We start from the raw sequence: 25,425 nt of genomic DNA on the forward strand, positions 1-25,425 counted from the left end.
TTAGTGGGCGGTTCGTGAGCACTCCGTGGACACTCCCCCGTTCACTTCTACAAGTCTGTAGAGTTTGACTCGGAACCGAGCAGTTCGTCCACCGCAACGTATGGAGACGTCAATGGCCCTGTGGGACCGGCTCAAGGAATCCGCGTCGACGATGCAAACGCAGCTGGAGGCGAAGAAGAACGACCTGAAGAGCGGGTCGTTCCGAGACGCGAGCATGGCCATGTGCGCCCTGGTCTCCGCCGCGGACGGGTCCATCGACCCGTCCGAGCGGCAGCGCGTCGCCTCGCTGATCGTGTCGAACGACGTGCTCAAGAACTTCCCGGCGGACGACCTCCAGCGGCGCTTCAACGCGTACGTCGACAAGCTCACCGCCGACTTCGCGTTCGGCAAGGTCAGCGTCCTCCAGGACATCGCCAAGGCGAAGAAGAAGCCCGCCGAGGCGCGTGCCGTCGTGCAGATCGGCATCATCATCGGCGGCGCCGACGGCGACTTCGACAAGTCGGAGCAGGCCGTCGTCCGAGAGGCGTGCTTCGCGCTCGACCTGCCGCCGCACGAGTTCGACCTGTAGCCGACCCGGCCGGGGACTGCCCTCCCGTACCACCGGATGACCGGGGACCGGCTGACCACCGGTCCGCGGTCAGCCGGTGCGCGCCCCGAGCGCGTACCCCCTGGGCGCCGCGCCCCCGGCCGCCCCGCCCCCCTGGTCAGAGCTCCTTCGCCGGCCAGTCCAGGAGGCGGGCACCGATCACCGCGGTCTGGAGCGTGTAGCGGTGCACCGGGTCGGAGGGGTCCGAGCCGGTCAGCTGGCGGATGCGCTCCAGCCGGTACGTCAGGGCACGCACGCTCAGCGCCAGCCGGCGGGCCGTCTCCGCCGCGACACAGCCCGCGTCGAAGTAGACCGAGAGCGTGTTCAGCAGCGGTTCCGCGCCGCCCCTGGCCTTCTGGAGCGGGCCCAGCTCGCTGCGCACCAGGTCGGCCATCGCCTCCCGGTCCCGGGTCAGCACCGGGTAGACCAGCAGGTCGGACGCGTACAGCACCGGCTCGTCGAGCCCCATCCGCCGCGCCAGGTCGAGGGCGTCGAGCGCTTCGTCGTACGAGTGGACGACGCCACCGGGCCCCTGGTGCGGCCGGCCCACCGCGACCTGTCCGCCGTCGGTCGCCGCGTGGGCCTGCTTGGCGAAGTACCGCAGGACGTCGGGCTGGCTGCCGGGCGCGATGCAGACCAGCCGCCCGTCCTTCGTCGTCAGCAGGATCTTGCGGCTGCCGAAGCGGGCCAGCAGAGCCGCCTCCACGTTCCGCGGCACGGGGTCCGTCTCGGTGTACGCCTCCGGACCCGCCGCCACCGCGACAGCGTGGGCGCGCGAGAGCCGCAGCCCGAAGCGGGTGGCCCGCTCGGCGAGGCGGCCGAGGTCGCTGCGCCCGTACAGCAGGTCGTCGATGAACTCCCGCCGCGCCGCTTCCTCGCGGCGTACGGTGAGTCGCTGGGCGCGCTCGAAGCCCTCGGCGAAGGCGTCGACCGCCTGCTCCACGGCGGCGAGCACGGAGTCGGCGGTGGTGGCCGACGCGGTCGCGGTCCGCGGCCAGGCGGTGCGGGTCTCGGCCAGGTGCATGCCCACCAGGGCACGCAGCTGATGACCGGCCTCGGCGGCTTCACGGCCCAGGAGGCGGCGGGACTCCAGCTCCTCCCGGGTCAACCGGCGTCCGGTGGAGGCGACTTCGCTCAGTATGCGGGCGTAGTCCCCCAGGGCCTCCGCGGGAATCTCCGGCTCCGCCACGCGTGTCCCTCCGCCTTCCCGCTCCGGTCCTGATAGGTCTCCGACGCCTTCCTAACGCCTCCGGACAGGTGCGAGTGCCCGGCATCAGCAACACGTAAAGATTGCCGGATTCCGGCAGTGCGACGGCGAAGCCCCGGCTGACACCATCCGGTCAGCACCACACGGGGGGGGGTGCGCGGGGGAACGCACGGGGGAACACGGGGGACGGCCCGGCTGCCGCACAGCCGTACGCGGTGACGCGGCAGCCGGGCGCCTCCTCCCATTCGGACACACCGGGCCTCTTTGCCGTTCGGACGCACCTTTCGGATAAGCCGTGCAGAGAGGCAGAGAGCAGGAGCGCCGCGCCCTGCGGAACGAAAGCCGCGCTCTCCGTCGTCGTACCAGCCGGGGCGCCGCTGCGGTCCCGGCGAGCGCTGCCCGGTCGCCTCGCCTCGCCGGTCCGCGCACTCGTCACGCGAAGATCACCGACCTGCCGGACCGAACCCCGAGGAGCAAGGCATGCTGGGTTTCGTGCCCCCACTCCCTCAGCAGCCCCAACGCGCCCCCGTGGCCGGACACATGGTCGTCTGCGGTGACGACACACTGGCCAGGCGCCTCGCCGTGGAGCTGCGTTACGTCTACGGCGAGCGGGTCACCCTGCTCGTCCCGCCGGGTGGCGAACCCGGCCACCCGGAGCAGCCGTTGACCCAACGCGGGCGTGCCGCAGCCCTGTTCGGGCGGATGTCGGCCGCGATGAACCGCAACGGCGGCGCCGACAGTCCGGCCGGCGACACCAACGCCGGGGTCGAGGCCGTCCGCATCCTGGAGGCGGCGGAGCCCTCCGACGACGTGTTCGAGGAGGCGGGCATCGAGCGGGCCGCCGCGCTCGCGCTCGTCTACGAGGACGACGAGCGCAACATCCGCGCCGCCCTGACCGCCCGGCGCCTCAATCCGCGCCTGCGCCTGGTGATCCGGCTCTACAACCGCAAGCTCGGCCAGCACCTCGAGACGCTGCTCGACCAGGCAGCGGTACTGGCCATGCCCGGACTCGACCAGGCGGCGCTGGACGCCTCCACCACCGTCCTGTCCGACGCGGACACGGCGGCCCCCGCACTCGCCGCCACCGCGCTCAGCGGAAGCAGCAGGATCATCCAGGCCGAGGGGCTGCTCCTGCGGGCCGCCGAACGGCCGCCGCCGCGCCCTGGCGAGACGGCCGACCCGGGTCTCTGCACGCTCGCGCTGCTCTCCTCCACCACACACGACCCGGCGGGCGCCGAGGGTTCCGACAGCAGCGGCGCCGAGGGCCCCCAGCTCCTCCCGGACGCGGCCTCGGTGACGGCCGCACCCGGGCGCGGGACGATCGTCCTCGAACACATCAGCCAGGCGGACGCGGTCCGTCCGGCGCAGCGGATGGGCGGGCGGGGCGCACCGTTGAGCCAGGTGTTCTCCCGGCGGCTGCGCTGGTCGGCGGCGGGTGTCGCCGCGGCCGTGGTCGCCCTGGCGGTCGCCTCGGTGCTGACCACCGGCTACCACCCCCTCCACGCGGCCTACCTCACACTGCTCGACCTGTTCGCGATGGGCGATCCGGCGCTCGACGGGTCACCGGGCCGCCAGATCATCCAGCTGCTCTCCGGCCTGGCGGGGCTGATGCTGCTGCCCCTGCTGGTGGCCGCCGTCCTGGAGACGTTCGGTTCGCTGCGCACCACCTCCTCGCTGCGCCGCCCGCCGCGCGGGCTGTCCGGGCACGTGGTCCTGCTGGGACTCGGCAAGATCGGAACGCGGGTCCTGGTGCGGTTACGCGAACTGAACATCCCCGTGGTCGTCGTGGAGGAGGACCCGGAGGCGCGTGGCGTGCCGCTGGCCAGGAGCCTGCACGTGCCGACGGTCATCGGCGACGTCACGCAGGAGGGTGTCCTGGAGGCGGCGAAGATCCACCGCGCGGGGGCCCTGCTGGCCCTGACCAGCGTCGACACCACGAATCTGGAGGCCACGCTGTACGCCCGCTCGGTCAAGCCCGACCTGCGGGTGGCGCTGCGCCTGTACGACGACGAGTTCGCCACCGCCGTGTACCGCACCCTGCGCACCGCCCATCCCCAGGCGCTGACCCGTTCCCGGTCCGTCTCGCACCTGGCCGCCCCGTCCTTCGCGGGCGCCATGATGGGCCGGCAGATCCTCGGGGCGATCCCGGTCGAGCGGAAGGTCATGCTGTTCGCCGCGCTGGAGGTGGCGGGCCACTCTCAGCTGGTGGACCGGACGGTCGAACAGGCATTCGAGGCGGGCGCCTGGCGGGTACTGGCCCTGGATGCCACCCCGCCCGCCGACCGGCGGCCGGACCTGACGGCCGCCGGGGTGAGCGGGCAGCCGCTCGGCCTGGTCTGGGACCTGCACCCCGGGTACGTACTGCGCCCCGAGGACCGCGTGGTGATCGCCGCGACCCGTCGCGGCCTGGCGGAACTCCTGCGCGGGCAGCGGACGATGACGCGCCGCTGACCGCGTCGGTGAACGGCCCCCCGGCCGACCTCTGCCGCAGGCCGCCCATCGGCCGGGCGGGGTGACGCTGCGCGCCGCGGGGCCACGGAATAGGTCACCCGGATGCCTGGTTGTAAGGTGTGTTCACATAGTTCAACATTCAACCAAATCAACCTCTGGAGGCGGGCGTCATGCAGTTCGGGATCTTCACCGTCGGAGACGTCACCACCGACCCCACGACCGGCCGGGCACCGAGCGAGCACGAGCGCATCAAGGCGACGATCGAGATCGCGCTCAAGGCCGAGGAAGTGGGGCTGGACGTCTTCGCGACCGGTGAGCACCACAACCCGCCGTTCGTCCCGTCCTCGCCGACGACCACGCTCGGCTACGTCGCCGCCCGCACCGAGAAGCTGATCCTCTCCACCTCCACCACGCTCATCACCACCAACGACCCGGTGAAGATCGCCGAGGACTACGCCACCCTCCAGCACCTGGCGGACGGGCGCGTCGACCTGATGATGGGGCGCGGCAACACCGGACCGGTCTACCCCTGGTTCGGCAAGGACATCCGTCAGGGCATCCCGATGGCGATCGAGAACTACGCGCTGCTCCACAGGCTGTGGCGCGAGGACGTGGTCGACTGGGAGGGGAAGTTCCGCACACCGCTCCAGTCCTTCACCGCCACCCCGCGCCCGCTGGACGGCGTCCCGCCGTTCGTCTGGCACGGCTCGATCCGCTCCCCGGAGATCGCCGAACAGGCCGCGTACTACGGCGACGGCTTCTTCCACAACAACATCTTCTGGCCCATGGAACACACCGAGAAGATGGTGAGGCTCTACCGCAGGCGCTTCGCCCACTACGGGCACGGCACCGAGGAGCAGGCCATCGTGGGCCTAGGCGGCCAGGTGTTCATGCGGAAGAACTCGCAGGACGCGGTACGGGAGTTCCGCCCGTACTTCGACAACGCGCCGGTCTACGGCCACGGGCCATCGCTGGAGGACTTCACCGAGCAGACCCCGCTGACCGTCGGCTCGCCGCAGGAGGTCATCGAGCGGACCCTCACCTTCCGCGAGTCGGTCGGCGACTACCAGCGCCAGCTGTTCCTGATGGACCACGCGGGGCTGCCGCTCAAGACGGTCCTGGAGCAGCTCGACATCCTCGGCGAAGAGGTCGTGCCGGTGCTGCGCGAGGAGTTCGCCAGGCTGCGGCCGGCCGGAGTGCCGGAGAGCCCGGTCCACCCGGCGGTCACCGCCGCCCGCGAAGCCGCTGCCGCGATCAAGGCCACTTCCGCCGCTTCTGTCACCGAGGAGGTCTGAGAACCGTGTCCGCCACCGCACCCCTGAAGATCGTCGCCGTCTCGGCCGGGCTGAGCAGCCCCTCCTCCACCCGGCTGCTGGCCGACCGGCTGGCCGGGGCCGCCCGCGAGCGGCTGGAGGCCGGCCAGGACCGCAGGGTCGACGTGCGGGTCGTCGAGCTGCGCGATCTGGCCGTCGACATCGCCAACAACCTGGTCACCGGCTTCCCGCCGCGTGCCCTGAAGGAGGCGGTCGAAGCGGTGACGGAGGCGGACGGCCTGATCGCCGTGACGCCGGTCTTCACCGCCTCGTACAGCGGACTGTTCAAGTCGTTCTTCGACCTGATCGACCACACCGCGCTGACCGGCAAGCCCGTCGTGCTCGCCGCGACGGGCGGCACGGCCCGGCACTCGCTGGTCCTGGAGCACGCGCTCCGGCCGCTCTTCGCCTACCTGCGGGCCGTGACCCTGCCGACGTCCGTGTACGCGGCGTCGGAGGACTGGGGCTCGTCGGGCGACGAGTACACCGAGGGCCTGCCCTCCCGTATCCAACGGGCCGGCGGCGAACTCGCGTCCGCGGTCCTGGGCCGGACGGTCTCCGGGGCGTCGGGGGCGCCCGGCCCGGACGACGGCGAGGACGTGGTCGTGCCGTTCGAGCAGCAGCTCGCCGGCCTCCGCCTGGACTGACAGGACCGAGCACGGTGGAGGAGGGGCGGCCCGCCTGACGCGGGCCGCCCCTCCCTTCCCCGAGCGCGGGCGACAGATCCGTGCCCGGCCAAGGTGCTGTGCGACCAGAGCCCGCGCGAGCGAGCATGGTCACTTGCGGTTGTAGAGCCGCATCGTCACGGAGCCGAACACCACCAGGAACAGCGCCGACCACCCCAGCGACCAGGCGATCTCCGCCGCGGGCCAAGCACCGGCCATCAGCTCCCGTACGGCGGAGGCGAGATGCGTCACCGGGCTGTTGTTGACGAACACCTGGAGCCAGCCCGGCATCGTGCCCGGGTCGACGAAGACGTTGCTCAGGAACGTCAGCGGGAAGATCACCATCATGCTGACGCCCATGACGGACTTCTCGGTGCGCAGCATCAGCCCGAACATGGTCCAGATCCACGAGAACGCGAACGAGAACACCACCAGCAGGGCCACCCCCGCCAGCACCCCGAGCGGGCCGCCGTCCGGCCGGTAACCGATGATCATGCCGACCGTCAGCATCACCGCGGAGGCCAGGACGTACCGCAGGACGTCACCGAGCAGGTAGCCGACCATCGCCGCCGGCCGCCAGATCGGCAGCGTGCGGAAGCGGTCGAAGACTCCCTTGGTGATGTCCGTGTTGACCGCGACACCCGTGTACATGGTGATCATCACGACGCTCATCACGAGGATGCCGGGCAGCAGGAACTGGATGTACTCCTGGGTGGAACCGGCCAGCGCCCCGCCGAAGAGGTACGTGTACATCAGCACCATCATGATCGGGAACGCCGTCACGTCGAAGAGCTGCTCCGGTACGTGCTTGATCTTCAGCATGGCCCGCCACCCGAAGGTGAGCGACGCCGACAGCGCGCTCGGCCTCGGCGGCCGCTTCTGGCCGACCAGCAGGGCGGCCAGAGTCTCCGCGTCGGGCGTGGCGAGCGCGGTGTCCTCGGACGACCCTGTCCTGTCGGTCGTGGTGGTCATGCCGCCACTCCTTTCCGGTCCGTGAGCGCGAGGAAGACCTCGTCGAGGCTGGGCTGTCCGAGCGAGAAGTTGTCCACGGTGATCCCGCGGCGGGCCAGCTCCGCGAGGGCGCGTGCGGCCTGTTCGGCCGCGCCCTGTTCGGTGCCGTGTCCGTTGACCCGGGCGGTGAGGGCGACCGGGTCGGGGTCCAGTTGCACGGTGGCGTCGAGCGCGGCGGAGAGCACCCGCTCGGCCTCGGGGCGCTGTTCGGCCTCCCGCAGCCGCAGATGTACGGAGCCGGCGCCGACCGACGCCTTCAGTTCGCCCTTCGTGCCCTCGGCGATGACCTTGCCGTGGTCGATGACCGCGATCCGGGAGGCCAGCTGGTCGGCCTCGTCCAGGTACTGGGTGGTCAGCATCACCGTCGTGCCCTGGGCGACGACGGCCCGCACGATGTCCCACACCTGGTTGCGGCTGCGCGGGTCGAGCCCGGTCGTCGGCTCGTCGAGGAAGAGCAGCTGCGGGGTGTTCAGGATGGACGCGGCGATGTCGATGCGGCGGCGCATGCCGCCCGAGTAGTTCTTCACCTGCTTGCCCGCCGCCTCGCTCAGCCCGAACGCCTCCAGCAACTGGTCGGCGCGGGTACGGGCCGCGGGCCTCGCGTGCCCGAGGAGCCGGGCGAGCAGGACCAGGTTCTCGGTGCCGGTCAGGTCCTCGTCCACCGAGGCGTACTGCCCGGTGAGGCTGACCAGGCCGCGTACGGCGTCGGCGTCCTTCACGACGTCCTTGCCGAAGACCCGGGCCTCGCCGCCGTCCGGGCGCAGGAGCGTCGCCAGCATCCGTACGGTGGTGGTCTTCCCGGCGCCGTTCGGCCCGAGGACGCCGTAGACCGTGCCGGGTGCGACGGCGAGGTCCACGCCGTCGACCGCACGGTTCTCTCCGAAGATCTTCACCAGCCCGTTGGTCTCGATGGCCAGTTCCGTCGTCATGTTCCATTCCTTGTCGGTGCGAGGGGGCGGTAACGCGGCGAAAGCGACCGCCGAGCGCTCCGGCGGCCGCGACCGGCGGTGACGCGGTGCTGATCCCTCCGCGTTCAGTCCTCCCGCGTGTAGTAGACGTAGAAGGCCACGCAGAAGACGCCGGCTCCGACCGACACTCCCATGACGGCGGACCTCACCACGCCGCTATTGGTGAGACTGACCAGAAAACCGATCGCACATGCCGTCAGCGCGCCGAACGCCGCCGCCCGCAGTTCGCGCGGCAGCGCGTGCCGGCAGCGGCCCAGGACGAAGCAGAGCGCGGCGAGAGCCGCTCCGGAGACCAGTCCGAGCACGACCTGCCCGCCGGTGGCCGGACCGCCGTCCCGCTCGATGAACGCCGCGTAGAGACCGAAGATCACACCCAGGGCCAGGGGCAGCGCCCAGGCGAGCGGGCTGTGGTGCCGGGCCGTCCCGCGCGCGCCGGACCCCTGGGGCCCTCGGCTCGGCATGGCTGCGTGTGTGGCCATGGCGCAGTGCTCCTTCCCTCGTCCCCGTCCCCGTCCCCGTTCCTCCAGCGCACACCCGGCCGCCCCGCCCGGCAACTCGACTGGCGTACGGCCCGGGGCGCGGCGTCCCCGTCCGGGATTCCCTGGGCGGGTGCGCACCTACCTCTCCGTGCCCTGTCGGCCGACCGCGCGGACCGGCTGCGCGACACGGTGGGATGGCTGCGGTACTGCGGTGTCCGGTCCGCGATCGGCTCGCTGGTGCTGCTCGTCCTGGCCGTGGGCGCGGTCGTGGCACGGGCGGTGCTGACACGCCGGACGGCCGGGACCCGGTAGGCGGTGCCGGTCGCGTACGAGGGCCGGGCGACCCCGGTTCCGTACGGGGGCGGGGCGCGGAGAGTCCGACGTGCGTTCCCGCGCGGGCCGGGCGACAGTGGGAATCGTGACCGTCGGGGGCGACTGGGAGGTCCTGCCCATGCGAGCCATCGCCGTCAGCGCGTTCCGCGCGGAGCCCGGTCCCGTCGAGGTCCCCAAGCCGGAACCGGCGGCGGGCGAGGTACGGGTGAAGATCGAGTACGCGGCCCTCAACCCGCACGACTGGCAGAGCCCCGACGCCTCCTGGAGTGCAGCGGACCGGCCGGTGTTCCCCCTGGTCATCGGCGTGGACTTCGCGGGCAGGGTCGACATGATCGGCAGTGGCGACAACCCCTTCCGGGTGGGTGACCCGGTACTCGGCCGGGTCGGGACGGCCGTACGGCGAGCGGGCACCTACTGCGAGTACGTCTGCGTACCGCAGGACTCCCCGATCGTCCTGTCCCCCCGGGACCTGGCACCCCGGGACGCCGCCGCGCTCCCCTCGGCGGGGATGGCCGCCGCGCAGCTCCTGAAGGCGGCGGCCGTGCGCCCCGGCGGACGGCTGCTCGTCATCGGGGCGGCGGGCGGCGTCGGAAGCTGTCTGACCCAGCTCGCCGCCGCCCGTGACGTGCGGGTGATCGCGGCGGTACGCGGCGACGAGCGGACCCGGATGGGTGCGCTCGGGGCCACCGCCACCATCGACACGACGGTCTGGGCGGGGGCGCTCGAAGCGGCGGTGCGCGAGACGTGCCCGGACGGCGTCGACGCGCTCGTCGACCTCGTCTCCACCGACCCGGCCTCGTTCGCCGCGCACGCCGCGCTGGTCCGCAGGGGCGGTGTCGCCCTCAGCTCCCGGGGCGCCGCGGGCCCGCCAACCGCCCCCGCGGGGGCCAGGTGCGCCGACTTCCGGCTGATCCCGACAGCCGTCCTGCTCTCCACCCTCGCGAAGGCGAGCGCGAGCGGCGCCCTGAGCGTGCCCATCGACGTCGAGCTCCCGCTGGAGAAGGCCCCGCGGGCACTCGCCGAGAACCGGGCCGGCGGGGCGCGCGGCAAGACGCTCTTCGTTCTCTGACCGCACTCCCCCGATTGAGGAAGACACCATGGGCGACCAGGACATCTTCGACACCATCGACGCGCTGATCGCCGAGGAACGGTCCCTGCGCGACCGCTCCACCGCGAAGATGGGCCTCTCCGACGAGGAGAAGGCACGGCTGCGTACGGTAGAGGTGCGTCTCGACCAGTGCTGGGACCTGCTGCGCCGCCGCCGTGCCCTCAGTGAATTCGGTGAGGACCCGTCGACGGCGGAGGTCAGGCCGGCCGAGGAGGTCGAGAACTACGAGAACTGACTGAGCAGGGACGCACAGGGCGGCGGCACGGGGCCGCGGCGAGGACGTACGGAGGGGCGCGCAGTGGCCGGGGCCGACGCCGGACGGAAGCGCGCGGCACCGCCGCCCTGGCTGCGGAGCGGGCTGCGCCCGCAGCCCACCCCCATCCCCTGGGCGGCCGTCGCCCGCGCCTCCGTGGCCCTGAGCGCCCCGCTCGCCGTGGGCTTCGCCGTCGACCGGCCGGCGTACGGCGCGCTCGTCTCGATGGGCGCGCTGTCCGGTGTCATCGGAGACACCGCCGACGCCTACCGGATGCGCGTCCTGAACATCGCCGTGCCCCAGCTCTTCGGCGCGCTCGGCATGATGCTGGGAATCCTCGTCTTCGACACCGGCTGGGCGGCGGTGGGCGTGCTCACCGTCATCGCCCTGGTCTCCGGGATGATGTCGACGATCGGCGCCGTGGCCTCCGTCTCGGGCCTCCTGCTCCTCCTCAACTCCGTGGTCGGCTCCGGGCTTCCCATGCCCGACCCCTGGTGGCTGGCCCCCTGCTGCTGACGCTCGGCGGCCTGGTGGTGCTCGTCCTGACGCTGCTCGCCTGGCCGCTGCGCGGCAAGCTCCCCGAACGGGTGGCTGTGGCCGGCACCTACCGGGCCGTCGCCGAACTCCTGGCCGCCGCAGGCACGCCCGCGTACGAGGAGCGGCGCCAGACCGTCACCCAGTCGCTCGACGCCTCCTACGATCTGGTCCTGGCGCGCCGGGCGCGCTATCACGGGCGCAGCCCTTCCATGGTGCGGCTGCTGTCCCAGCTCAACGTCGTCATCCCGCTCGTCGAGGCCGCGCCCGCCGTCCATCTGACCCGGCGCCCGCTGCCCGGCCTGATTCCGGCAGCGGTGCGCGCACTGGCGGACGACGTCGAGCTGAGCCGCGAAGGTGAGCCGGTGCTCGACCTGCCGGCCCCCGAATCGCCCGCCACGCGCGCCGTCGACAGTGCCCTGAGGCATGCCGCGGCCGTCGTCCACAAGGCCGAACCCGACCCGTACAACGTCGACGACCGGCTCGGACGCCCCGCCGCGCTCGGCGTACGCGTCCGGCGGGCGGCCCGCGGTGTGCTGTTCTCGGAGAGCTCCTGGCGGTACGGGCTGCGCCTGGCCCTGTGCATCGGCCTCGCCCAGGCGCTCACCTCGCTGATCGCCGTGGAACGGTCCTACTGGGTGGCGCTGACCGTCACGTTCGTCCTCAAGCCGGACTTCGGCTCGGTCTTCTCACGGGCCGTACTGCGCGCGGTCGGCACAGCGGCCGGGCTGGTGATCGCGGCGCCTGTGCTGGCCCAGGTGCCCATCGGCTGGTGGGACGTGCCCGTCATGGTGGTGCTCGCCGCGCTGATCCCGGCGCTCACGGCGAAGGGGTACGCCTTCCAGACGGCGGCGATCACCCCGGTCATCCTGCTGCTCTCGGATCTGCTCAACCACCAGGGCATCGCCCTGGTCCAGCCACGGCTCCTGGACAGCCTGATCGGCTGTGCCATCGTGCTCGTGGCCGGCTATCTGCTCTGGCCGGAGAGCTGGCACACCCGGATCGGGTCCCAGCTGGCGGACGCGGTGACGGACATCGCCGACTACGTGGCCTGCGCCTTCGACGGCCTCGACGCCGACCAGGCGGAACGGGTACGGGCCAGGCGCCGGCTCTACCGCGACCTGTCGGCCGTACGGAGCGAGTTCCAGCGGGCGCTGACGGAACCGCCTCCGGTCGGGGCGCGCGCGGCCGCCTGGTGGCCGCTGGTCGTCGCCGTCGAACGGATCGTGGACACGACGACGGCGGCCCGGGTGCGGGTCAACCACGGGGCGGCGGCGCCCCTGCCCGCCGAGGTGGCCGCGATCGAGCAGCAGTTGCGGGAGCTGTCGGATGGGCTGCGGTCGAGTGAGGAGCTGGTGGAGGTGCGGGCCGAGCTGCCGGGGGACGAGGACAGCGTGCTGGAGCCCCTCCGTCAGGAAGTGGCCGCGGCCAGGGCGATCGCCTCGCCGCAGCCATAGGGTCCCCGGGCGACCTCCCGGCCGGCCGCCGTTTCACGTGAAACAACGCCGAGCGACCGGTCAGCGGGCCGGACCGGGGCCCCGCTCCTGAAGGCGCTCCATCTCACGCCGGTCGCGCTTGGTGGGGCGGCCCGTCCCCCGGTCGCGGACGGGCACCTGGAGCGCGATCTCGCGGGGCGGCGGAGGCGGGCTGTTGTCGACGAAGCACTCGGCGGCCACCGGCGGGCCGACCCGCTTCTTCACGAGCTTGGACACGACCACGATCCGGTCCCGGCCGTCGTGGCGCAGCCGCACCTCGTCGCCGGCGTGCAGCGCCTGCGCGGGCTTGGCCCGGTCACCGTTGACCCGTACGTGTCCCGCCCGGCAGGCGGCCGCGGCCTGCGACCGGGTCTTCGTCAGCCGGACCGACCAGATCCAGACGTCGACGCGGACGCTGCCCTCCGTCTGCGGTGCCTCACCCGAAACCATGGCACCGACTCTAGTGCGGCGTACGCGCGCGAGCGCCGCACAGCTGGACTTCTCGTCCGTCCGTACGGCGCCCGGCGAGGATCGCGGCGGCCGGGACAGGGGCTCGCAGCAGGGAATCAGCGCAGGCCGTCAGGGCCGGAAGTCGCCGATGACCTCGGACATCTTGTAGCTGTACATCTCCCGCTTGCACCCGGGCAGCCGGTGCTCGGGGCGTGCTCACTCAGGGACCAGAGCTGCGGGGCGAGGCCGTCGCCCCGTCCGTGTGCGAGATAGAGATCCTCCGGCCCGAAGGACGACTCCAGGATCTTCGGGTTGCCGACGAGCTGGGTCGTACCGCCGACCTTCTGCGGAGTGGCCTGAAGCAGCCGTCCGTTGTCGTAGGCGTTGCTGCGATGGAAGTACCACACGCCCTCGTACCGCACCACGCCCTGGATCTTGTGCCACAGGTCCTCACCCTTGAAGGTGGCCCCGGTCGGCAGGCCGAACGCGAGGTCGGCGCCGGCTGCGGTCCCCGCGGCGCCCTGGACCGCGGCTGTCAGGGCGGTCATCGGGTAGGTGCCGACCCGGCCGGGGCTGGTGCCTCCGTTGGCGGTGTTGCAGTACTCGCCCAGGATCAGGTGGTCCGTCCCCGTCCGGTCGAGGGAGATGTACGAAGCCTTCGGGCGACCGGTGGCGTAGCACTGGTTGCCGCTGGTGGTGCCGGTGTTCCTGGCCGCCGTGAACTTCAGCGTGGCCACCTGGGGCATGACGTAGCGGTAGCCGTAGCCGTACCAGACGTTGCTCTGGCGGCCGACCCGCTTCTTGTCCACGACGTCGCTGACCAGCCCGTCCGGGGTGGGGTCGTTGACGTCGGCGTTGTTGTCCGGGTTCAGGTCCAGGATCCGGCGCATGTCGAAGACCCGCATGCCGTTGGAGGTGTCGGCGACGTACAGGTGGTTGCCGTACCAGACCATCCCGCCGGCGTGGATGCCGTTCTGCGCCTTGCAGGCGGTGGTCACACTGGTCGTGCACGTCCCCTCGCGTGCGTGCACCGCGTCGAAGGAGATGTTCTTCCTGGAGTTCACATAGGGCCAGACCAGCAGCGCGTGCCGGTACATCCTGGTGGCCTGGTTGAAGAAGCTGACCCGGACACCCTTCTCGTTGCAGGCGTCGGACGCGGAGTCCTGTACGCAGTTGTCGGCGCCCGCCGCGTAGTCACTGCGGCCGGGGTTCCGGGCGTCGTACGCGGCCACGGCGATCGGCTCCGCGGTGGACGTGCCCCAGTCCTCGTCCTCCTGGGCGTCGGAGACTCCGGTGATGGCCTGCGGCACCCACTCGCTGGAGGTGGCGTCGTCGTTCTGCCAGCAGATGCGGTGGTTCGTCGCGAGATCCGGACCGTGGATACCGGTGGCGCCGCAGTCCCCCTCCCACTCCGAGCGCCGGTTCGCCTGCTCCATGAGCTCGGTGAGGCCCTGCTCGGGCAGGGCCGCGCCGAGCTGGTCCACGAGACGCGTGAGGCTGGAACCCGCCGCCAGGCGGAAGTCCCCCGCCCGGCCCGGGACCGGAGCTCCCCGCACTCCGCCGTCGCCCTGGGCGGACGGCCCGGCGGGGGCGAGGTCGTCCTGCTCGCTCTCGGATTCGTCCTCGAACCCGTCGTCGGGCATTCCCTCGCCGCCCGGCACCGGACCGCCCTCCGCCGTGACCGCCGTACGGGGGACGGCGGGGGCCGCGGTGGCACCGGCGGGCGGGACGAGTGCCGTCAGCACCGCCCCGCCACCACGGCACAGGCCGCGAGACGCGTTCTGCGGGACGGGATTCCCATGGGGGGCCTTCCGTGAGGTACGAGCAGGTCAGAGCAGGCTGACTGACCGTCAGGCCACCGGCGGGACAGGCTAGCAAGATGCCTGGCGGCCGCGTGCGTATCTCTGCACGACGCGCGTCAGCCCCGCACCTCATGGGGCACAGGGCTGATGCGGGGCCGGTCCGGCGGCGGGTGCGGCGTGCGGTCAGACGCCGATGTCCCTGCCGTCCTTGCGCCACACGGCGACGACGGACGGGCGGACGATCTTCCCCGGACCGTCCGGCCAGCTGCTCGCCGGCTTGTCGACGGTGGCGCCGTCGACCTCACCCGGGTGCTGCACGGCGACCAGGACACGGCGGTCCTGGATCACCGGGCCACAGGTCTCCGCGCCGGTCGGGACGGTGAGGAACTGCTTCAGCTCACCGCGCAGTTCACCCTGAGTGGCGACACCGAACAGGCCGTCGTGGGAGCCGAGCTGGTTGCCGTCCGTGGAGATCCACAGGTTCCCGTGGTCGTCGAAGGCCACGTTGTCCGGGCAGGAGATGGGGCTGACCTTCTCCTTGGGGAAGCCGGCGAAGTACGTCGAGGGGTCGTTCGGGTCACCCGCGACGAGGAAGAGCCGCCAGGCGAAGCCGTCGCCCGCCGGGTCGTCCCAGTGCTCCGCCAGCTCAAGGATCTGGCCGTGCTTGTTCAGGTTGCGGGGGTTCGCCTCGTCCGCGCCGGGCTTGCCCGCCTTGCCGCGGTCGGTGTTGTTGGTGAGCGCGACGTAGACACGGCCGGTGCGCGGCGACGGCTCGACGTCCTCGGGGCGGTCCATCTTCGTGGCACCGACCTTGTCACCGGCCAGGCGGGTGAAGACGTACACCTCTTCGGCGGTCATGCCGGGCACGTGCGAGACGCCGTCGGTCGCCAGCGGAATCCAGACACCGCTGCCGTCGAACTCGCCGTCGCTCGGCAGCTTCCCGGTGCCGTCGAACTCGGCGGCCGGGGAGTCACCGGTCAGCTTGGCCACGTACAGCGTGCCCTCGTCCAGCAGCGTCAGGTTGTGCTCGCGGGCGGCCCGGGAGTTCCCCTTCTTCATCCGCTTGCTGGAGACGAACTTGTAGAAGTAGTCGAAGCGTTCGTCATCACCCATGTAGACGACCGGCCGGCCGTCTGAGGTCAGCCGGGGCTGCGCCGCCTCGTGCTTGAAACGGCCGAGCGCGGTCCGCTTGCGCGGGGTGGAATCCGGGTCGAACGGGTCGAGCTCGACGACCCAGCCGTGGCGGTGCGGCTCGTTGGGCTCCTGCGCGACGTCGAAGCGCTTGTCGAACCGCTCCCACTTGCGCTCGGTGGTGCTGGAACCGATGCCGTAGCGCTTGTCGGTGGCGCTGGACCCGTTGGCGAAGTACTGGTTGAAGTTCTCCTCGCCGTGCAGCGTGGTACCCCACGGCGTGGTGCCGCCCGCGCAGTTGTTCAGCGTGCCGAGCACCTTGCGGCCGGACGGGTCGGCGGACGTACGCAGCAGAGGGCTGCCCGCGGCCGGGCCGGTGACCTGGAACTCGCTGGTCGCGGTCAGTCGGCGGTTCAGCGGGTGGCGGCCGACGGCGCCGAGCCTGCCGGTGCGGTGCTCCTCCTGGACCACGACGACGGAGAGCCCGTGCGCCGCCCAGGCGATCTCGACCTGCTCACGGGTGGGATTGGCCGGATCGTAACCACGGAACATGAGGTTCTCGTCCGTGTACTCGTGGTTGGCGACCAGGACCTGGCGACCGCGCTCGCCTCGCAGCGGGAGCAGGGAGAGGAAGTCGACGTTGTACCCGAACTGGCCCGCCTGCGCCTTCGCCGTCTGACGGTCCGGGTCGAACGCGGGGGCGCCACGCAGGATCGGCTCACCCCAGCGGAGCACGATGTTCTGCTCGTAACCCTCCGGGATGGTGACCTTGTCGTTCCTGTTGGGGGCCACGGGCGCGAAGCGCAGCCCGCGGGCGCCCGCGCCGGACGGCTTGTCCGGGTGGTTCGGCGTACGGCCCGGGCCGGCGGGCGCGGCGGCCTCGGCCTGAGGAGCGGCCGGTCCGGCGAGTGCGGCGGTCCCGGCAGCGGCGGCAACGGTCACCACGGCGGCGGCGCGCATCATCGACCGGCGCGACAGGGCACCGGCGATGACATCGCCGGCGTACTCGTTGTCGCTGGTGTTCGGTATCTCCTGGAAGCAGGCGTCACCGCAGCGGTAGCGGCAGGTCAGCCCGGAGCGCCCGCCCGGATGCGAGCTGATGAGCGGCAGCAGATTGCGCACGTGGATTCCCTCCATCTGTGTGTCCTGCGTGACGGTAGGTGCGCAGTCACGCGGTACGAGGGACTCCCGGTGAACGGAGCGTGAAGTCCGGGCCACCGCTGCTGTCGCCGAATGGCCGAAATTCGCCAATGGCTCGGCTGGGGTTCGGTTGAGGCTCAGTTGTCTCCGGGGCGGGCCGTACCGACGAACGGCCGGATCCGGCCGCTAACCTTACGTATCCGCCCTGGTCAGGTATGAATTTCCGCAGGGCGGACATATACCCCACCAAACTCATGCGAAAGGCTTGGCCCATGGGCATTCGGAGCTTGCTGCGCAAGGTGTTCGGCCGCACGGAGCAGGACGGGTCGGCCACGGCCACCGTCCCGCCCCAGGCCGAGCGCACCCAGCCCACGGAGCCGGAGCAGGAGACGACTTCGGCGGCCGAGGCCGCACCGGCCGAGAAGGCGTCGGTGCCGGCCCCGGCCGCCACCTCTGCCTCTGCTTCTTCCACCGCCTCCGCCTCCGGCTCTTCGGCGTCCACGCCGCCCGCGCGGTCCGGTGAGCGGGAGAGCGGGCTGGCCTCGGACCTGGTGGCCGCCGCCTTCGACAAGGCCGCCGCCGCTTCGTCGCCGTCCACGTCCGCCGCGACGCCCACGGTCCCGGCCCAGGGCTCGGGCCCCGACGAGAAGCCGGAGCCTGTCGCCGAGCCGGCGGCCGCCACCGCGAGCGAGCCCGAGCCCGCCGCGAAGCCGGAGCCGATCACGCTCGACCTGGACCCGGAACCGGAGCCGGAAGCGGAACCGGAACCGGAAGCCGCCGCGACCCCGGCGGCCGAGGCGGAACCGACCCCGGAACCCGCCGAGCCTGCCGCCGAGCCGACCACCGAGCCGGCAACGGAAGCAGCCCGTGAGCCCGCCGCCGAGCCGGTGGCCGAGGCCGCCACAGCCGCGCCCGCAGCTGAGGCTCTCCCAGTCACCGCAGTCACCGCCAAGCCCGCCGTCACCCTCGCCCGGGTCAAGGCCCGCGCGCCCCAGCTCGTCGACTCGTACAAGGCCGCGCAGGCCGGGCTCAAGGCCCACGGCCTGACCGGGCTCCGCGCCACCGTCTACCTGGTGCTCGACCGGTCCGGGTCCATGCGGCCGTTCTACGCGGACGGCAGCGCCCAGCACCTCGGTGACCGCGCCCTGGCGCTCGCCGCGCACCTGGACGAGAGCGCCACCGTGCCCGTCGTCTTCTTCTCGACCGACATCGACGGCACCGGGGCCGTCGACCTCACCGCCCACGAGGGCAGGATCGACGAGCTGCACGCCGGGCTCGGCCGCCTCGGACGCACCAACTACCACCGGGCCGTCGAGGAGGTCGTCGCGCACTACGAGAAGTCCGGGGCCACCGGTCCCGCTCTGGTGATCTTCCAGACGGACGGCCCGCCGGACGCCAAGCAGGCCGCCCGCCAGGCGCTGGCCGCCGCGGCGCGGCTGCCGCTCTTCTTCCAGTTCGTCGCCTTCGGTGACGAGGACGCCAAGGGCTTCGACTTCCTGCGCAGGCTCGACGTCGAGAACGCCGCGTTCTTCCACGCCGGACCGGCTCCGCGAGAGGTCCCGGACGCCACGTTCTACCGGGAGATCCTGGCCGCGCTCCCCGCCTGGACGACCGCCCGGGACGTCACCGGCGACTGACCGGCGCCCGGTCCACGCGTTCCCACCGTCACGGCGGTGCCCGCCCCAGCGGCCGGGTACCGCCGTCGTCGTACCCCGCCGCGTTTGTCCGGGCGAGTGGACCAGCCGGGGGCCGTTAGGATTTCGACCATGGCGGCCACTGGAACCGAGAAGCAGGAGTCGAAGGCGTTTTACGTCACGACCCCCATTTACTACGTCAACGACGCTCCTCACCTGGGCCACGCCTACACGACCGTCGCAGGCGACGTGCTCACGCGCTGGCACCGTCAGCGCGGCGAGAAGGTGTGGTTCCTCACCGGCACGGACGAGCACGGCCAGAAGATCATGCGCACGGCCGAGGCGAACGACGTCACCCCGCAGGCATGGTGCGACAAGCTCGTCGAGGAGGCGTGGAAGCCCCTCTGGGAGCACCTGGACATCACGAACGACGACTTCATCCGTACGACGGAGAAGCGGCACACCGACCGTGTGCAGGAGTTCGTGCAGGACCTGTACGACAAGGACCAGATCTACAAGGGCGGGTACGAAGGCCCGTACTGCGTGGGCTGCGAGGAGTACAAGCTTCCGGGCGACCTCATCGAGGCCGAGGACGGCACCAGGCTGTGCCCCGTCCACAAGAGGCCGGTGGAGCTCCTCAAGGAGGAGAACTACTTCTTCAAGCTGAGCGAGTACGGTCCGAAGCTGCTGGAGTTCTACGCGGCCAACCCGGGCTTCATCCAGCCCGAGTCCGCCCGCAACGAGGTGCTGAACTTCGTCCGGCAGGGCCTCCAGGACCTGTCGATCTCCCGCTCGACCTTCGACTGGGGCGTCCCGGTGCCGTGGGACGAGAAGCACGTGATCTACGTGTGGGTCGACGCGCTGCTCAACTACGCGACGGCGGTCGGCTACGGCGCCAACCAGGAGAAGTTCGAGGGCACCTTCCCCGCCGACGTCCACCTGGTCGGCAAGGACATCCTGCGCTTCCACGCCGTCATCTGGCCCGCGATGCTGATGGCGCAAGGTCTGCCGCTGCCCGGCAAGGTCGTCGCCAACGGCTGGCTGATGGTCGGCGGCGAGAAGATGTCCAAGTCGAACCTGACCGGCATCAAGCCGCAGGACCTGACCTCGCACTTCGGTGTGGACGCGTACCGCTGGTACTTCCTGCGCGCGATCGCGTTCGGCAGCGACGGCTCGTTCTCCTGGGAGGACTTCTCCGCCCGCTACACATCCGAGCTCGCCAACGACTACGGCAACCTGGCCTCGCGCCTCGCCGCGATGGTCGGCAAGTACTTCGGCGGGGCGCTTCCGGAGGCCACGGCCGCCGGCGACGCCGAACAGGCCGTGCGGGAGGGCCTGGCCGAGGCCGTCGCCGCCGCCGACCGGAAGATCGGCGAGGAGCTCGACTTCCAGGCCGGCATCCTGGCGATCTTCGACTTCGTGAAGCAGGTCAACGGCTACATCACGGAGCAGGAGCCCTGGAAGGTCGCCAAGGACGCGTCCCCGGAGGGCCAGGCCCGTCTCGCGACGATCCTGTACACCGCCGCCGAGGCGCTGCGCGGTGTGGCCGTCCTGCTGAACCCGGTGATGCCGGAGACCTCGCAGAAGTTGTGGGAGTCCCTGGGCGCCGAGGAGTCCCTGGGCGCGCTGTCCGCCCAGCGGGTGCAGGACGCGGGCACCTGGGGTCTGCTGGCCCCGGGGGCGACGGTGACGAAGGGCGCGGTGCTGTTCCCGCGCCTGGAGGAGAAGCCCGCGTAGTCACTCCGCACGACGGCTGAGGGCCGGGACCGCAGGTGCGGTCCCGGCCCTCTCGTCCGCCGCCGTCCACCGCCGTCCGTCTCATCGGCGGAGGGCCTGCGCGTCCCCCATCACGATCACCGGCTCCTTCGCCGGGTCCAGGGCGCGCAGCAGGTCCTTCATCCGGGCCTCCGGAAGCGAGACGCAGCCCTGGGTCGGGCCGCCGTGGTCGACGTGGAGCCAGATGCCACCGCCCCGGCCCGCGCCGAGCGGTCGCTTCCGGTCGAGGGGGGTGACGCCGGGCGTGCGGTTGTAGTCGATCGCGATGACGTAGTCGAAGGACCCTTCGAGCGACTCCCCGAAGAAGCCCTCCCCGCTCATCGCGAAACGCGGGTGCTCGTCGTACGGGAGGAGGGCTCCCGGGTCGGGAAGCCGGCCGCCCGCGTCGGAGAGGGTGTAGACGCCGACCGGCGACCTGAGGTCACCCGCCACGTGGTGGTCCGTCCAGCCCTCCAGGCCGTTGTGCGCGGGCCAGGGTCCTGCCGCCGCCCGCCAGCCTCCGGCGAGGCCGTCGCGGGCGTACAGGAGGGCGGTGGACCGGTTGGAGTCGCGGTCCTTGCCGCTGACGACGACCGCCTGACGTGCGGTGGCCGGGATCGCGGCCCTGGTACGCGGGCCGAGCCCGGGAATCTCCGCGGGGCGGGGCGCTGCCGTGTGCTTGACGGCCGGCATGGACCGGGGGCCTGTCGCACCGCGGGGATCGGCGGGCGGGGCCGCCGGAGCCGAGCAGCCGGTGAGTGCGAGAAGGAGGAGGAGCGGGGTGGCGAGGAGGGCGTACGGATATCGGGAAGCGGACACGAGGGCTCCAGAGTCCATCGGCTGACGCGTTCTCAGATCGGGTTCTCCGTCGAGCCCACACCTGACACACCCTCGGCCGGGCCATCCGGACCGTACGTGTCGCCCACGATCCCCCGTTCGCGGCATCCGCGCGTGAAACAGCCCCCGGCCGGCAGGCCGGGGGCTGTTTCACGTGGAACATCGACGGGCTACTTCTCCGTCTTGTCCTTCGCGGAGGCGACCGGCTTGCGGAGCTGGATGTTCAGCTCGCGCAGACGGGTCTCGTCCAGCTCGGACGGGGCGCCCATCATGAGGTCCTGGGCGTTGCCGTTGAGCGGGAAGGCGATCGTCTCGCGGATGTTGGGCTCGTCGGCGAGCAACATCACGATGCGGTCGACGCCCGGGGCGATGCCACCGTGCGGCGGGGCGCCGAGACGGAAGGCGCGGAGCATGCCCGCGAACTCCTTCTCGACGGTCTCGGCCTCGTAGCCGGCGATCTCGAACGCCTTGAGCATGACCTCGGGCTCGTGGTTCCGGATGGCGCCGGAGGACAGCTCGATGCCGTTGCAGACGATGTCGTACTGCCACGCCAGGATGTCCAGCGGGTCCTTCTCCTCCAGGTCCCTCATACCGCCCTGCGGCATGGAGAACGGGTTGTGGGAGAAGTCGATCTTCCCGGTCTCCTCGTCCTTCTCGTACATCGGGAAGTCGACGATCCAGCAGAACCGGAAGACGCCCTCCTCGAAGTTGCCGGAGCGCTTGGCGGCCTCGACCCGTACGGCCGACATGATCTTGGAGACCTCGTCGAACTCACCCGCGCCGAAGAAGACCGCGTGGCCGGGGACGAGGGACAGGCGCTCGGTGAGCGTCTTGACGTCCGCCTCGGTCAGGAACTTGGCGATCGGGCCCGCCAGTGTGCCGTCCTCGCCGACCCGGACCCAGGCCAGGCCCTTGGCGCCGTGCTCGACCGCGTACGCGCCGAGGCCGTCGAAGAACTTCCGGGACTGACCGGCGGTGTCCGGGACCGGCAGGGCGCGGACGTGCTTGCCGGCGAACGCCTTGAACTCCGAGTCCGCGAAGACGTCGGAGATGTCGACGAGCTCCAGCTGGGCGCGGAGGTCGGGCTTGTCGTTGCCGTACTTGAGCATCGACTCGCGGAACGGGATGCGCGGGAACGGCGAGGTGACGGGACGGCCGTTGCCGTACTCCGTGAAGAGCTCGGTCATGAGCTTCTCGATCGGCTGGAAGACGTCCTCCTGCTCGACGAACGACATCTCGACGTCGAGCTGGTAGAACTCGCCGGGCGAGCGGTCCGCGCGGGCGTCCTCGTCGCGGAAGCACGGCGCGATCTGGAAGTAGCGGTCGAAGCCGGAGATCATCAGCAGCTGCTTGAACTGCTGGGGGGCCTGCGGCAGCGCGTAGAACTTGCCCGGGTTCAGGCGCGAGGGCACCACGAAGTCGCGGGCGCCCTCGGGGGAGGTGGCTGCGAGGATCGGGGTCGCCATCTCGTTGAAGCCGAGGGCCACCATCTTGGAGCGGATGGAGGCGATGACCGAGGAGCGCAGCATGATGTTGCGGTGCATGCGCTCACGGCGCAGGTCGAGGAAGCGGTACTCCAGACGCCGCTCCTCGTTGACGCCGTCCTCGGCGTTGATCGTGAAGGGCAGCGGGGCCGCCTCGCCCAGGACCTCGACCTCGGTGACCTCGATCTCGATGTCACCGGTCGGGAGCTCGGGGTTGACGTTGTCGGCGCCGCGCGCGGAGACCTTGCCGTCGATCCTGACGACGGTCTCCTTGGTCAGCTTCGACAGGGCGTCGTTGCCGGGGGTGCCGGGGCGGGCGACGAGCTGCACCAGACCGTAGTGGTCGCGCAGATCGATGAAGAGGATGCCACCCAGGTCTCGGCGATTGTGCAGCCAGCCGCTCAGCCGGACGTCGGTGCCGACGTCAGAGGCGCGGAGCTCGCCGCAGGTGTGGGACCTGTACCGATGCATCGTCGTTCATCCAGTCTTAGCGATTCGAGGCGGATCGAGACCGAGGAAGAGAGGGCGGTCTCAGCCACCCCAGGCTACCGCCCGCGTCCGTACCCCGGCATTGCCCTTGCCGTTTCACGGCTTCCCGGACACATCGGGCGCCGGTCCGGGCCGCGAGCCGTGGGCCGGCCGCCCCCGCCCTCGCGGTGGCGGCCTGTGCGCACATCTTCATAAAGTGGGGCAATGCGCACCGAGGAGGTCCTGGCCGCCATCGCGACCGGTTTGTGGCGCTGGGACAACGCGGCCGGGACGGTCACGCTCGACGCGGAGGCGGCCCGGCTCCTCGGTCTGCCCGCCGAGCCCGGTGACTACAGCGAGTCCATGGTGCGTTTCCGGTTCCACCCGGCCGACTGGAACGAGATCTTCGGGGTCGTGCAGCTCGCGGTCGCCGAGGCCACCGTGGCCGAGGCCCGGCTGCGGATCGTGGACGAACAGGGTCTCGTGCTGCGGATCGTGCGCAGCCGGTCGAAGCCGTTCATGCGGCCCGGTGGCGGGGTCGGGGACTACGTACTGATGGGCACCCTCCAGGAGGTCGCCGAACCGCAGCCGGGCTCCGTCGCCGAGCACACGGCCATCACCGGGGACTGGCGCCGCTCCCGTGAGGCGTTCCTGCTGGACGCGGGCCGGGCGCTGGCCGAGGCGCGGTCCACCGAGGAGGTGCTCCGGGTCGCCGCGTCCCTCTCGATGCCCGGGTTCTCGCCTGACGGACTCGCCGTCTTCGGCGTCGCCGGCGAGCGGCTGACGATCATCGGGCACCACGGGCACAAGGTGGGCGACGAGGACCCGTTCGCCGACATGCCCCTGGACACCGACTACCCGGCCGCCGAGGTGGTGCGGACGGGGCGGGCGATCTATCTGCCGTCACCGGACGAGTACCGGCGGCGCTTCCCGGCCACCTGGCCGCTAGCACGCCGCTTCGGACGCCGCTCCTGGGCCTTTCTGCCCCTGGTCGCCTCGGGGCACGTGATGGGCGCCTGGATGGCCGGGTTCGGGCATCCCGTGAGCTTCTCGCCGGACGAGCGCGCCGTACTCACGACGGTCGCCCGGATGCTCGCCCAGGCGCTCGACCGGGCCGGGGCCGCCGAGACGGAACGCGAGCTGTCGCTCGGCCTCCAGCGCTCGATGATGCCCTCCCTCGGGCCCGACATCCCCGGGATGTCGGTGGCCGCGCGCTACATCCCGACCGGCGGCGGGCTCCAGGTCGGCGGCGACTGGTACGACATGATCCCGCTCCCCAACGGCCGTATCGCCCTCGTCATCGGCGACGTGCAGGGCCATGACGTACGGGCCGCCGGGCTCATGGGCCAGCTGCGGATCGCTCTGCGCGCCTACGCGTCCGAGGGGCACCGCCCCGACGCGGTGCTCTCCCGGGCCTCGCGCTTCCTCGCCGGCCTCAGCGAGGAGCCGGGGGGCGGTGGCGACGAGCGGGTCTCCCCGCGCTTCGCGACGTGCCTGTACGCGGAGGCCGACCCGGAGACCGGCACCCTGGACATCGCCCGGGCGGGCCACCCGGACCCGGTCGTCATCAGCGTCGACGGCACGGCGGTGATCCGGCAGACCGCCGGCGGTATGCCGCTGGGCATCGAGGCCGACTCGGACTATCCGACGACCAGGGTCCTCCTGGAGCCCGGTGAGACGATCATGCTCTGCACGGACGGCCTCATCGAGACCGGCGGCCACGACATGGCGACCGGCTGGGACCGGCTCCGGCCGGTCCTGGAGGAGCCGGCCGAGGACCTGGAGAAACTCGCCGACGCCCTGGTGCAGGCCGTGCACGGCCCGACGTCGCACTACACGACCGGTCCCCTCGCCGACCGGCGCGAGGACGACATCGCCGTCCTGGTGCTCCGCCGCGAGGGCCCCACGACCCGTCAGGCGCTCCCGCGCCGTACCGCGATGACCATCGCCCAGGCCGAGCCCGAACGGGTCGCGGCGGCCCGGCAGCAGTTGCGCGAGCTGCTGCACGACTGGGCCGACGCGGACCAGGTCGACTCGGCGGTGCTGATGCTCTCCGAGATGGCGACCAACGTGCTCGTCCACACCGACGGCGACGCGTTCATGGTCGCCCAGGTGAGCGGGGAGCGGGGTGAACGGCGGCTGCGCGTGGAGGTCGCCGACGGGAGCGACGAACTGCCGCACAAGCGGCGCCCCGGGGAGATGGCGTCCAGCGGACGGGGGCTGGTCCTGATGGAGATGCTGGCCGACGCGTGGGGTGTGGACCCGCGGGGCGAGGGGAAGTCGATCTGGTTCGAGCTGCTGGAGGCCCAGGGGCGGCCGGCCCCCTGACCCGGGGGCCCGG

At 71.7% G+C, this 25,425-nt stretch carries 19 protein-coding genes and 1 pseudogene; 11 read left to right on the forward strand and 9 right to left on the reverse strand.

Annotated features, from left to right (window positions below; all coding sequences use genetic code 11):
- Positions 1 to 112: 112 nt before the first annotated feature.
- Entirely contained in the window at positions 113 to 568 is a 456-nt protein-coding gene (locus Sfulv_RS13795; RefSeq protein ID WP_173317833.1) for a tellurite resistance TerB family protein, read from the forward strand.
- Between the two features lie 136 nt (positions 569 to 704).
- On the opposite strand, the gene Sfulv_RS13800 is transcribed toward Sfulv_RS13795, so the two are convergent.
- Positions 705 to 1,775, reverse strand: a complete 1,071-nt coding sequence (locus Sfulv_RS13800; protein ID WP_173313973.1) for a PucR family transcriptional regulator — start codon at positions 1,773 to 1,775, stop codon at positions 705 to 707.
- Between the two features lie 498 nt (positions 1,776 to 2,273).
- Between Sfulv_RS13800 and Sfulv_RS13805 the strand changes: the two genes are divergently transcribed.
- The 3 genes from Sfulv_RS13805 (at position 2,274) to Sfulv_RS13815 (ending at position 6,204) form a co-directional block, all read left to right on the forward strand.
- On the forward strand, positions 2,274 to 4,244 hold the full coding sequence (locus tag Sfulv_RS13805; RefSeq protein ID WP_173313974.1) for an NAD-binding protein: 1,971 nt from the start codon (positions 2,274 to 2,276) through the stop codon (positions 4,242 to 4,244).
- Between the two features lie 170 nt (positions 4,245 to 4,414).
- Positions 4,415 to 5,539, forward strand: a complete 1,125-nt coding sequence (locus Sfulv_RS13810; RefSeq protein WP_173313975.1) for an LLM class flavin-dependent oxidoreductase — start codon at positions 4,415 to 4,417, stop codon at positions 5,537 to 5,539.
- Between the two features lie 5 nt (positions 5,540 to 5,544).
- Complete coding sequence (locus tag Sfulv_RS13815; RefSeq protein ID WP_173313976.1) at positions 5,545 to 6,204, forward strand: FMN reductase; 660 nt, start codon at positions 5,545 to 5,547, stop codon at positions 6,202 to 6,204.
- Positions 6,205 to 6,333: 129 nt separating this feature from the next.
- Here Sfulv_RS13815 and Sfulv_RS13820 read toward each other — a convergent pair whose 3' ends face one another.
- The 3 genes from Sfulv_RS13820 to Sfulv_RS13830 all read right to left on the reverse strand — a co-directional run bounded on the left by Sfulv_RS13820 (position 6,334) and on the right by Sfulv_RS13830 (position 8,680).
- Positions 6,334 to 7,194 (reverse strand): ABC transporter permease, encoded by an 861-nt coding sequence (locus tag Sfulv_RS13820; protein WP_173313977.1) that lies wholly within the window; start codon positions 7,192 to 7,194, stop codon positions 6,334 to 6,336.
- Positions 7,191 to 8,162, reverse strand: coding sequence for an ATP-binding cassette domain-containing protein (locus Sfulv_RS13825; protein WP_173313978.1), 972 nt, complete (start codon positions 8,160 to 8,162; stop codon positions 7,191 to 7,193). The genes Sfulv_RS13820 and Sfulv_RS13825 overlap by 4 nt, the downstream gene beginning before the upstream one ends.
- Before the next feature lie 104 nt (positions 8,163 to 8,266).
- Complete coding sequence (locus tag Sfulv_RS13830; RefSeq protein ID WP_173313979.1) at positions 8,267 to 8,680, reverse strand: hypothetical protein; 414 nt, start codon at positions 8,678 to 8,680, stop codon at positions 8,267 to 8,269.
- A 6-nt stretch (positions 8,681 to 8,686) separates the two neighbouring features.
- On the opposite strand from Sfulv_RS13830, the gene Sfulv_RS13835 reads away from it, so the two are divergent.
- The 4 genes and pseudogenes from Sfulv_RS13835 to Sfulv_RS13850 all read left to right on the forward strand — a co-directional run bounded on the left by Sfulv_RS13835 (position 8,687) and on the right by Sfulv_RS13850 (position 12,365).
- Positions 8,687 to 8,992, forward strand: coding sequence for a hypothetical protein (locus tag Sfulv_RS13835; RefSeq protein ID WP_173313980.1), 306 nt, complete (start codon positions 8,687 to 8,689; stop codon positions 8,990 to 8,992).
- 139 nt (positions 8,993 to 9,131) lie between these two features.
- A complete protein-coding gene (locus Sfulv_RS13840) occupies positions 9,132 to 10,082 on the forward strand; it encodes an NADP-dependent oxidoreductase (protein WP_173317835.1) in 951 nt (316 codons plus the stop codon).
- 28 nt (positions 10,083 to 10,110) lie between these two features.
- The gene (locus tag Sfulv_RS13845; protein ID WP_173313981.1) at positions 10,111 to 10,356 is read left to right on the forward strand and encodes a DUF2630 family protein; all 246 of its coding nucleotides are present in this window, start codon (positions 10,111 to 10,113) and stop codon (positions 10,354 to 10,356) included.
- Between the two features lie 63 nt (positions 10,357 to 10,419).
- Positions 10,420 to 12,365: pseudogene (locus tag Sfulv_RS13850) on the forward strand (FUSC family protein).
- A gap of 60 nt (positions 12,366 to 12,425) precedes the next feature.
- On the opposite strand, the gene Sfulv_RS13855 reads toward Sfulv_RS13850, so the two are convergent.
- From Sfulv_RS13855 to Sfulv_RS13865, 3 genes are all read right to left on the reverse strand, one after another.
- Entirely contained in the window at positions 12,426 to 12,833 is a 408-nt protein-coding gene (locus Sfulv_RS13855) for an RNA-binding S4 domain-containing protein (protein WP_173313982.1), read from the reverse strand.
- 116 nt (positions 12,834 to 12,949) lie between these two features.
- The gene (locus tag Sfulv_RS13860) at positions 12,950 to 14,578 is read right to left on the reverse strand and encodes a hypothetical protein (RefSeq protein WP_173313983.1); all 1,629 of its coding nucleotides are present in this window, start codon (positions 14,576 to 14,578) and stop codon (positions 12,950 to 12,952) included.
- Positions 14,579 to 14,818: 240 nt separating this feature from the next.
- Complete coding sequence (locus Sfulv_RS13865; RefSeq protein WP_173317837.1) at positions 14,819 to 16,888, reverse strand: PhoX family protein; 2,070 nt, start codon at positions 16,886 to 16,888, stop codon at positions 14,819 to 14,821.
- 290 nt (positions 16,889 to 17,178) lie between these two features.
- Between Sfulv_RS13865 and Sfulv_RS13870 the strand changes: the two genes are divergently transcribed.
- The gene (locus tag Sfulv_RS13870) at positions 17,179 to 18,543 is read left to right on the forward strand and encodes a VWA domain-containing protein (protein WP_173313984.1); all 1,365 of its coding nucleotides are present in this window, start codon (positions 17,179 to 17,181) and stop codon (positions 18,541 to 18,543) included.
- Between the two features lie 129 nt (positions 18,544 to 18,672).
- Complete coding sequence (gene metG, locus Sfulv_RS13875; RefSeq protein ID WP_173313985.1) at positions 18,673 to 20,277, forward strand: methionine--tRNA ligase; 1,605 nt, start codon at positions 18,673 to 18,675, stop codon at positions 20,275 to 20,277.
- A gap of 81 nt (positions 20,278 to 20,358) precedes the next feature.
- Here metG and Sfulv_RS13880 read toward each other — a convergent pair whose 3' ends face one another.
- Positions 20,359 to 21,114: a L,D-transpeptidase family protein gene (locus tag Sfulv_RS13880; protein ID WP_173313986.1), complete on the reverse strand. Its 756-nt coding sequence runs from the start codon at positions 21,112 to 21,114 to the stop codon at positions 20,359 to 20,361.
- A gap of 188 nt (positions 21,115 to 21,302) precedes the next feature.
- Complete coding sequence (aspS, locus tag Sfulv_RS13885; protein WP_173313987.1) at positions 21,303 to 23,087, reverse strand: aspartate--tRNA ligase; 1,785 nt, start codon at positions 23,085 to 23,087, stop codon at positions 21,303 to 21,305.
- Between the two features lie 222 nt (positions 23,088 to 23,309).
- Between aspS and Sfulv_RS13890 the strand changes: the two genes are divergently transcribed.
- Complete coding sequence (locus tag Sfulv_RS13890; RefSeq protein WP_173313988.1) at positions 23,310 to 25,412, forward strand: ATP-binding SpoIIE family protein phosphatase; 2,103 nt, start codon at positions 23,310 to 23,312, stop codon at positions 25,410 to 25,412.
- Positions 25,413 to 25,425: the final 13 nt, after the last annotated feature.

This window comes from Streptomyces fulvorobeus (assembly GCF_013167895.1).
Taxonomy (GTDB): domain Bacteria; phylum Actinomycetota; class Actinomycetes; order Streptomycetales; family Streptomycetaceae; genus Streptomyces; species Streptomyces fulvorobeus.